The organism is Acinetobacter sp. YH12226, assembly GCF_013417805.1.
Classification (GTDB): domain Bacteria; phylum Pseudomonadota; class Gammaproteobacteria; order Pseudomonadales; family Moraxellaceae; genus Acinetobacter.
The window spans coordinates 20,545-29,176 of the sequence record NZ_VPDG01000024.1 but is presented as its reverse complement, the minus strand read 5'-3'; the positions used below and the strand labels follow the sequence as shown (position 1 = coordinate 29,176).

At 52.1% G+C, this 8,632-nt stretch carries 7 protein-coding genes and 1 pseudogene; 6 read left to right on the top strand and 2 right to left on the bottom strand.

Annotation, left to right across the window (positions count from 1 at the left end; all coding sequences use genetic code 11):
- Positions 1 to 250: 250 nt before the first annotated feature.
- Positions 251 to 1,480, bottom strand: a complete 1,230-nt coding sequence (locus FTV08_RS14840) for an MFS transporter (RefSeq protein ID WP_180058975.1) — start codon at positions 1,478 to 1,480, stop codon at positions 251 to 253.
- A gap of 331 nt (positions 1,481 to 1,811) precedes the next feature.
- Here FTV08_RS14840 and FTV08_RS14835 point away from each other — a divergent pair, with 331 nt between their 5' ends.
- The 3 genes from FTV08_RS14835 (at position 1,812) to FTV08_RS14825 (ending at position 4,620) form a co-directional block, all read left to right on the top strand.
- Positions 1,812 to 2,804, top strand: a complete 993-nt coding sequence (locus tag FTV08_RS14835; RefSeq protein ID WP_005028482.1) for an IS5-like element ISAba23 family transposase — start codon at positions 1,812 to 1,814, stop codon at positions 2,802 to 2,804.
- Between the two features lie 400 nt (positions 2,805 to 3,204).
- Complete coding sequence (gene aac(3)-IId, locus FTV08_RS14830) at positions 3,205 to 4,065, top strand: aminoglycoside N-acetyltransferase AAC(3)-IId (protein ID WP_000557454.1); 861 nt, start codon at positions 3,205 to 3,207, stop codon at positions 4,063 to 4,065.
- A 12-nt stretch (positions 4,066 to 4,077) separates the two neighbouring features.
- Positions 4,078 to 4,620, top strand: a complete 543-nt coding sequence (locus tag FTV08_RS14825) for an AAA family ATPase (RefSeq protein WP_000587837.1) — start codon at positions 4,078 to 4,080, stop codon at positions 4,618 to 4,620.
- 481 nt (positions 4,621 to 5,101) lie between these two features.
- On the opposite strand, the gene FTV08_RS14820 is transcribed toward FTV08_RS14825, so the two are convergent.
- The gene (locus tag FTV08_RS14820; protein ID WP_000951934.1) at positions 5,102 to 5,293 is read right to left on the bottom strand and encodes a hypothetical protein; all 192 of its coding nucleotides are present in this window, start codon (positions 5,291 to 5,293) and stop codon (positions 5,102 to 5,104) included.
- Positions 5,294 to 5,316: 23 nt separating this feature from the next.
- Here FTV08_RS14820 and FTV08_RS14815 point away from each other — a divergent pair, with 23 nt between their 5' ends.
- The 3 genes and pseudogenes from FTV08_RS14815 (at position 5,317) to FTV08_RS14805 (ending at position 8,217) form a co-directional block, all read left to right on the top strand.
- Complete coding sequence (locus tag FTV08_RS14815; protein WP_000248278.1) at positions 5,317 to 5,544, top strand: hypothetical protein; 228 nt, start codon at positions 5,317 to 5,319, stop codon at positions 5,542 to 5,544.
- A 50-nt stretch (positions 5,545 to 5,594) separates the two neighbouring features.
- Positions 5,595 to 6,731 carry a DUF3883 domain-containing protein gene (locus FTV08_RS14810; protein WP_000080860.1) on the top strand — a complete coding sequence of 379 codons (1,137 nt, stop codon included), beginning with the start codon at positions 5,595 to 5,597 and terminating at the stop codon, positions 6,729 to 6,731.
- Positions 6,732 to 6,845: 114 nt separating this feature from the next.
- Positions 6,846 to 8,217, top strand: a pseudogene (locus FTV08_RS14805) (IS1182-like element ISCfr1 family transposase).
- Positions 8,218 to 8,632: the final 415 nt, after the last annotated feature.

Genomic DNA, 8,632 nt, shown 5'->3' with positions numbered 1-8,632 from the left:
CAGATTATCACCGTGATTAACTTATACAAAAATGCAGATTATCCAATTGAAACATTAAAGGTTTGGCTCAAAGATATTTTGAGTAAATCGAACGATCCTGAATGGTCCGAAAACTTCATTAATAATAGAAGCCTGAGTTTAAAAACTGGCTTTAAAAAGGATTATTTAAAGCCATAATAAAAAAGCGCACATTCATTTGAATGGGCGCTTTTTTATGATGTGAGCTTCGCTGAATTCAGTGAATAAAATTTTAGTAAACACCACTCTCAAGACGTTTTTGCATCACTTTTTTCACGGTCGCACGTGGAAAGCTAAACCAAAGTGCAATCAAAATGAGGCAGACTAAACTATAAGCCCAAAGACCAAATGCCACATAAGCTATGCGAACCAGTTCAATCACGAAGAAGAACGTAAACATCATCAGAACCGAAACGGCTGCAGCAACCGTCCCTTTGGACACTTCCGATGACATCAACGCAAAGCGGTATAACACTGAAAAACTAATGCCTTCACCGAAGCTCACCAAAGTCATCCCCACAATCAGTAACGGCAAGAAATAGCTTTGGAAAATCGTGCCGAGCACTACCAACAGCGTACCGATGAACATCAAGGGCAAACCGAGTAACACGGTTTTACCCAGTGCCATTTTGTCGATGACTTTAATCAGTACAATGTTGCCCAGAATGAGACCGCCCAAGACGGAGAACTGTGCCAAGCCGTATTGCATACTGCTCAAGCCAAGTTCTTCCACCAAGATCACGGGTGACAGTGCTATCCACAGCATCAACGGCATCGCGACCATGGGTAGGCCAAAGGTGAGCGCCAAAAAGGTCTTATTTTTATAGACCGTCTTATAGTCATCCCAAATATAGCGCAGCGGCTTTTTAGAATGACGCTGTTGTGTCGCAGGCATTTTGGCTTTTAAACCAAACCAACTTAAAAAAGCCAAAAAGGCAATGCCAATAAAGCCCCAATGCCATGACACATGGTCAATCATAAACGCCCCGACCACAGGACCAAGTAACGGTGCTAGCAAAGAAATATTCGCCATGAGAGCCATGACTTTAATGGCATCACGCTCTTCAAAACTTTCCTGTACTGCGGCATAACCCACCGCAGAAATCATCGACAGCCCCACACCTTGTAAAAAGCGGAGTGCCAAAAAAGACTCAATATTTTGAGTGAGTAAAATTGCAAGGCAGGTCAGCACAAAAAATGCTACACCTGCGAGCAACACCTTTTTACGGCCTAAACGGTCTGAGAGTGGCCCAAGCAACCATGCGACACAAGCACCGCCCAGTAAGTAAAAAGACATAGACGACGGTGCCCATGCACTGCTGACCCCAAAATCTTGGGTAATGGCGAGCATGGCAGGTTGGACTAAATCATTACCGATATAGACCGAAAATTCGAATAAAACCAATGCCAAAGGAAACATCAATGTGGCACGGCTTAACTTTAAAGTTTGTACGTTTTGCATTGTTATCTACATATAAAATGCGTACAAGCCTGAGCAAAGTCAGTTAGAGGGAGAGACGACTAAGCCCAATGGCAAGCACTGAGAAATTTATTAAATTACGTTTTTTTGAATGCGCTGAGATTTCGCGGCTTAATACACCGTATTCACAAGGTGTCTAAGATAGATCAAACGATTTCAGTTGTGAGATTTTTATAACTCAAACTAATTACACCCACTAATTTGAGTGGGTGTAGTTTAGCAGTTTATAGAAACCTTTGCACGAATAAACACACAAAAGTTCATTAAATTGGTATAATACAATAAAATCAATCACCTAGCAAAAAACACGACTATGGCATGGAAACAAACAGGGCAACTCTCCCTAGCAGACAGTCTCATTAACGCTCACAAAGCCATCGAAGAATTAGATGAACTACACAACCTAATTGACTGGCAAACTATCGAGCAAACCTTACGCCACGTTCATAGCAGTGAGCGTGGGGAATCTGCCTTTCACCCTGTCATCATGTTTAAAGTATTACTCTTACAAAAACTCTATAACCTATCGGATCCAGCCATGGAAAAACAACTGGCACGAGACTTACTATTTCGTCGCTTTGTTGGCCTATCATTAACGGATGATGTACCCGACCATAGCACCATTTGGCGATACCACAAACACCTAGGTGAGCTTAGACTGATTGAACCATTGTTCAACCAAATCAATGAGCAACTAGCCCAACAAAACATTTTTATCAAAGCGGGCAGTGTCAGCATCATCGATGCCAGTATCGTTGAAGCTAAAAACAAACGACCTAAGAAAGGCAAACACACCGACAATACCCAAGATAACGAAGCCGCCTATGTCAGTAAAAAAGACAGTACAGGTAAAGTAAAAACCACCTACGGCTTTAAAATTCATCTCAACTGTGATGAAGACAGCTTTGTCAAAAAGGTTGAAACTACCCCTGCCAATGTCCATGATTCCCAATGTTTTACCACGCTGTTAACAGATGATGAATCAGCCGTGTATGCTGACAGTGCGTATAAAAGCCAAGCCCATGATGACTACCTTGCCGAGCATGAACCACCGATAAAAAATCATATTCATGATAGAGCATGGCGCAATACACCCTTAACCGAACAGCAAAAACGCAATAATACCCAAAAGAGCCAAACTAGAAACACCGTTGAGCGGGTCTTTGGACATTTTAAACTGCATTATGGGATGAGCAAAGCTCGTCATTTAGGGTTAATGCAATTTCATACCAGCACTTTGCTTGCAAGCATGGTGCATAATTTAAAAACTGCCCTAAGCTTGAAACGAAAATACGGACTCGCCTAGGGTTATTGTGTCTGTTGGTTAGTAAGCTCAGCCAATAGACACAAATTTAACAACCATTTGGAGATTTTATCCATGATTTAGCCATTGTTTTGCTTATTTCATTGCCATTCTTTGTTTTTTTTCGGTTTGGTGGTATGCCTCGAGCAAAGGGGCTGTTTCGTGCAAAGGTCTCTTATAATTTGAAACGACCTCATTCGAGTCTAGACAAAATGACACCAAATGAGTTTTACTATGATCAGCTACCCCAACAAAACAAGGTGGCTTAACTAGAGCGGAATATCACTTATAAATACGCTTTTAGTTGTTCAAACAAGTGGGACCACCTCTATATATCTCGATAGGTATAGTAGAGTGATATCTCGATAGGTATAGTGTTTTGCAGTTTAGAGGAGATATCGCGATGCATACGCGGAAGGCAATAACGGAGGCGCTTCAAAAACTCGGAGTCCAAACCGGTGACCTCTTGATGGTGCATGCCTCACTTAAAGCGATTGGTCCGGTCGAAGGAGGAGCGGAGACGGTCGTTGCCGCGTTACGCTCCGCGGTTGGGCCGACTGGCACTGTGATGGGATACGCGTCGTGGGACCGATCACCCTACGAGGAGACTCTGAATGGCGCTCGGCTGGATGACGAAGCCCGCCGTACCTGGCTGCCGTTCGATCCCGCAACAGCCGGGACTTACCGTGGGTTCGGCCTGCTGAATCAATTTCTGGTTCAAGCCCCCGGCGCGCGGCGCAGCGCGCACCCCGATGCATCGATGGTCGCGGTTGGTCCGCTGGCTGAAACGCTGACGGAGCCTCACGAACTCGGTCACGCCTTGGGGGAAGGATCGCCCGTCGAGCGGTTCGTTCGCCTTGGCGGGAAGGCCCTGCTGTTGGGTGCGCCGCTAAACTCCGTTACCGCATTGCACTACGCCGAGGCGGTTGCCGATATCCCCAACAAACGGTGGGTGACGTATGAGATGCCGATGCTTGGAAGAGACGGTGAAGTCGCCTGGAAAACGGCATCGGATTACGATTCAAACGGCATTCTCGATTGCTTTGCTATCGAAGGAAAGCCGGATGCGGTTGAAACTATAGCAAATGCTTACGTGAAGCTCGGTCGCCATCGAGAAGGTGTCGTGGGCTTTGCTCAGTGCTACCTGTTCGACGCGCAGGACATCGTGACGTTCGGCGTCACCTATCTTGAGAAGCATTTCGGAACCACTCCGATCGTGCCTCCGCACGAGGCCGTCGAGCGCTCTTGCGAGCCTTCAGGTTAGAGGCCGTCGACAATGATAATCTGGATCAACGGACCTTTCGGCGCCGGAAAGACGACGCTCGCTAAGCGGCTGCGCGATCGGCGTTCCAAATCGCTGATCTTTGACCCCGAGGAAATCGGGTTCGTGGTGAAAGAAACGGTCCCCATGCCAGCGAGCGGAGACTATCAGGATCTCCCCTTGTGGAGGGGACTTACGATCGCGGCGGTCAGGGAGATTCGAAGGAATTACTCGCAGGACATCATCATCCCAATGACGCTCGTGCACCCGGACTATCTGACTGAGATACTCGACGGGGTAAGGCGGATCGACGATCAGCTGCTGCACATCTTTCTGACGCTCAACGAGGACCTATTGCGTCACCGGATCGCGAACCAGACCATGCATCCTGACCCGAATCGAAATGCGGAGATTCGAGAGTGGCGATTAGCGAATGTCGCCCGATGCTTGGCCGCAAGGGAACGGCTTCCATGCACAACCCGTGTTCTCGATAGTGGTGCACACACCAGCGATGAACTCGCAGCGATGGTGCTCGACGGAATCGATGGGCGCACCTGATCGCCTTCGACGCCTGCGCAAAGCGTAGCGCGAGGGTGGCGGGCTCACGACCAAACGCCCAGAGGTCGATCATCGCAGGGATGTTTGGCTTTGTGGTGCGGACGACGGGACTCGAACCCGTACTCTCACAGAGAAGCAGATTTTCGTACCACCTCGACTTTCGCCGCCGTCTGATGACGTTCGTGGTCTGGACTGTCCCTTCGCCATTGCCCGAAGGCTTTAGGCGCCGCCCGTCCAGTCTCTACACCTTCCCCCGAAGGGGCTTGGCTCGGGATTGGCTTAGGGTATTGCCCGTTAGCGTTCCCCGACTTTGAGCGGTTCTACTCCGCGGATTTCCCCGCGGGCACTCCAATTTTAAAGTCTGCTGCGTCTACCGATTTCGCCACGTCCGCCTTTTTTCGCCGTTCCTAGCGCTCGTGCGATGCACCTATGTTGCACCTAGCGCCGAATCGTTCTTCGTCATCCTGAAAAACCACGTCTCCTAAAGCCTTGCATAGCTTATCTTTTCTCCACCACGAACTTTTTTGTGGGATGGTAGAAAAAAAGACTTTTTAAGTCCGCTGGCTTGCCAGGCCTTGTTAGCTTGTACGGTCATGGTTATCGGGTAAAGAATATTGACGGCATCGCTGGTGTCGGTGGCTGAAAAGCCGGCTCCCATCAGGGCAATAGCCATTTCAGATGCAGGCGTACAGGGCAATGGTCAACAGCTACAGCCTGTCTGACGATTCCGGCGTCATGGCTGCGGCGGCTATCACGCATTTTTTGTTCGGTCAGGCGGTGTTTTCGTACCTCAATGGTTGGAGCGTGTTGATCGGACCTGGTACAGGTTTGGACAGCACGGGCTGCAAATACGCAAGGGATTTAATGGGCCTGGTGGCGTTCACGGCTTTTATCGTGACGTTTCTGTTCAGGGGCTACTCATAATCTCGTGGCTCGGCGGTTCCCGGCACACCATGACAGTAAGGAAGGACCCTGTGTCTCAACTCTCCCAGCTTCGAAGCCCCGCCGCCGTGCAGGCTGCCATCGATGAGTTCGTGCAACTGGGCCGCACGAAATTCCTGGCGCGCCACGGCTACGGCAAGTCCCGCGACTTCCTGGTACGTGATCCGAAGACCGGCACCGATTGCGATTCCAAGGCCATCGCCGGTGTGGCCTTCGGCAAGCAATTTCCCGAGCAGGGCCCGCTCACTGCTGACAGCTTCTCCGGTGGCGAGGCGACCGTCGTTCCGGCGCTGACGCGGCTCGGGTTTCGCATCATTCGCATCGGCGAAGACTGGTCCGAAGAAGAGGTCCTGGCCACGGTCGAAGACTATTTCGACATGCTGCGTGCCGAGGCGGCTGGGGAGCCGTACAACAAGTCCGAGCACAACCAGGCACTGCGCCAACTGCTGAACGGTCGCAGCAAGTCTTCAGTCGAGCTCAAGCACCAGAACATTAGCGCCGTACTCGATGCCCTGGGCCTGCCCTATATCAACGGCTACAAGCCACGCGGCAACAGCCAACTGCTGCTGCGTAAATCCGTACACGCCTACGTTCTGGAACATCAGCAGACGGTCGGCGCTCTTGTCGATGCCCTGGAGGAGGTAAAACTTCCGGGTGACAAAACCTACCGAGCGGCTTTGGTAGAACCACCCGCCCGTGAAGTGCTTGTGCGTACCCCGGCATCTCTACGGCAACGCCTACCGCGAAAGTTCGATTATGCCGCTCGCGATGAAGCCAACCGCAAGCTGGGCCGGGCAGGGGAGCAGTGGGTGATTGGCTACGAACAGCAACGCCTGACCGAGCTCGGCCACCCAGAGCTTTTTCAGCGGCTGGATTGGGTGTCCGACACCCAGGGAGACGGTGCGGGGTTCGACATCCTGTCGTTCGAAGAGGACGCCCATGAGCGCTTCATCGAGGTGAAAACCACCAATGGCGGGGTAGGCTCGTCTTTCTTGGTCAGCCACAACGAACTCGAATTCTCCAAGGAGGCGGGCGATCAATTCCATCTGTATCGCGTGTTCCAGTTTCGGGACGGTCCGCGCCTGTTCACGCTACCCGGCGACCTCAGCCAACATGTGCATCTCAAGCCGACGGACTACCGGGCGAGTTTCCGGAGTTTGGTGGGGTAAAGGCAGGGTTCTGTTGAGCCGAATGGCTGTGTGCGGCCGATTCTGTTGAAAAAGTAGCGGCCTCCCCATGCCGTTGGCAAAATTGCTTTGTCAGCGAGCGTGGGGGCGAACAGCATGATGGGACAGTTACCGGGAGGACAGCAGCGCCTGTTCTACTCGTTCAATCTGGAAGATCACGTCCCGGCCCAACATCTCCTGCGCAGCATCGACCAGTGCTTGGATCTCAGTGATCTACGTGCCTACCTGGCAGATTTCTATAGCCCCATCGGGCGTCCCTCGATTGACCCGGAGTTGATGGTGCGCATGCTGGTCGTCGGCTACTTGCTATGGCATTCGTTCCGAGCGGCGATTGTGCGAAGAGGTGCACCTGAACCTGGCCTATCGCTGGTTCTGCCGGTTGGGTCTGGAAGACGAAGTCCCCAATCACTCGACCTTCTCGAAGAATCGCCATGGGCGTTTTCGTGACAGCGATCTATTCCGCTGGTTATTCAATGAGGTGCTGCGGCGCTGCATGGCAGCCGGCCTAGTCAAGGGTGAAGGTTTCGCCGTCGACGCCAGCATCATTAAGGCGGATGCCAGCCGGCAACGTGGGGTGGCGGGAGATGAGGTCGATTGGAACGATCCAAAGCTCAGCAGCCGCGCAGTGCGCGAGTACCTCGAAGCCCTTGATGAAGAGGCGCTGGCTGAGGCTCTTCCCAAGAAAATTTCGCTCACTGATCCTCAGTCCCGTTGGACAGCAGCGCCAGGTGGCCCGGCCTTTTTTGCCTACTCCACGAATTACCTGATCGACACTGAGCACGGTGTGATCATGGACGTGGAAGCTACCCCGGCGCACCGTACCGCCGAAGTCGATTCGACTAGGACGATGGTCGAGCGTGTCGAGGCGCAGTTCGATCTCACACCGGAACGCCTTATCGGCGATACCGCTTATGGCACCGCCCCGATGCTGGCCTGGATGGTCGAAGAAAAGGACATCGAACCGCATGTGCCGGTGTGGGACAAGACCGAGCGCAAGGACGACAGCCTCTCCAGTAACGACTTTCACTGGAGTCAGGACGCCAATGAATATCGCTGCCCAGCCGGCAAACCGCTACGCAGTGAATGGCGCGCCTTCACCCAGCAAAGGTCGCGGGTAACTAAGGCCAAAACCGTCATTTACCGCTCCAGCCAAACCGACTGCGCCACCTGCCCGTTGAAAGCGAAATGCTGCCCCAACACGCCGAATCGGAAGATCGTCCGCAGCATCCATGAGGCTGCCCGCGACGTGGCTCGACGCATCGCCAAGACACCGGAGTACCTCGTCTCTCGCTGCGAACGAAAGAAGGTGGAGATGCTTTTCGCCCACCTCAAACGGATCATGAAACTCGACCGTTTACGACTGCGTGGCCTAACGGGTGCCACTGACGAATTCACCTTGGCTGCGATGGTGCAGAACCTGCGCCGCATGGCCAAGCTTTTGCCTCAAGGGCCACCGCTGACGGGATAGGTATGCCTGCTACGAGCAGAAACCCTCAAATTAACCCTTAAACCTGAGCAAGGACGCTCAGTGAAACGCCGGAAGGCAACTTGAAGTGGCTTGCAGCCACTTCGACAGCAGGCACACCTGATCGGCAGGCTGCCGCTAAAGCTACTTTTTCAACAGAATCGGCCGATTTGTGCCGGTCGTCAAGGACCGCTTCGGATCACTCTCAACCGGATCGCGGGCCAGCTGATTTGCTAAAACCCGCGCCAAACTCAACGAAGGATTTCGCATGATCCGTTTTTTTTGGCGATCACGCTCGGCCTGATGGTTGGCTGCTCGTCGAGTTCAAGTTCGATCTGATCAGTGAGCGGTAGCGCAAGTGGATCGCCTCAGCCAAGCAGCGTTGTTGCCGGCGGCCGGAAGAAAGCCTTGAACTAGT

What these genes read in the sequence shown, in the direction of transcription:
- FTV08_RS14840 (WP_180058975.1), bottom strand. Translation starts at nt 1,480, where the DNA reads ATGCAAAACGTACAAACTTTAAAGTTAAGCCGTGCCACATTGATGTTT.
- FTV08_RS14835 (WP_005028482.1), top strand. Translation starts at nt 1,812, where the DNA reads ATGGCATGGAAACAAACAGGGCAACTCTCCCTAGCAGACAGTCTCATT.
- FTV08_RS14825 (WP_000587837.1), top strand. Translation starts at nt 4,078, where the DNA reads ATGATAATCTGGATCAACGGACCTTTCGGCGCCGGAAAGACGACGCTC.
- FTV08_RS14820 (WP_000951934.1), bottom strand. Translation starts at nt 5,293, where the DNA reads ATGGCTATTGCCCTGATGGGAGCCGGCTTTTCAGCCACCGACACCAGC.
- FTV08_RS14815 (WP_000248278.1), top strand. Translation starts at nt 5,317, where the DNA reads ATGGTCAACAGCTACAGCCTGTCTGACGATTCCGGCGTCATGGCTGCG.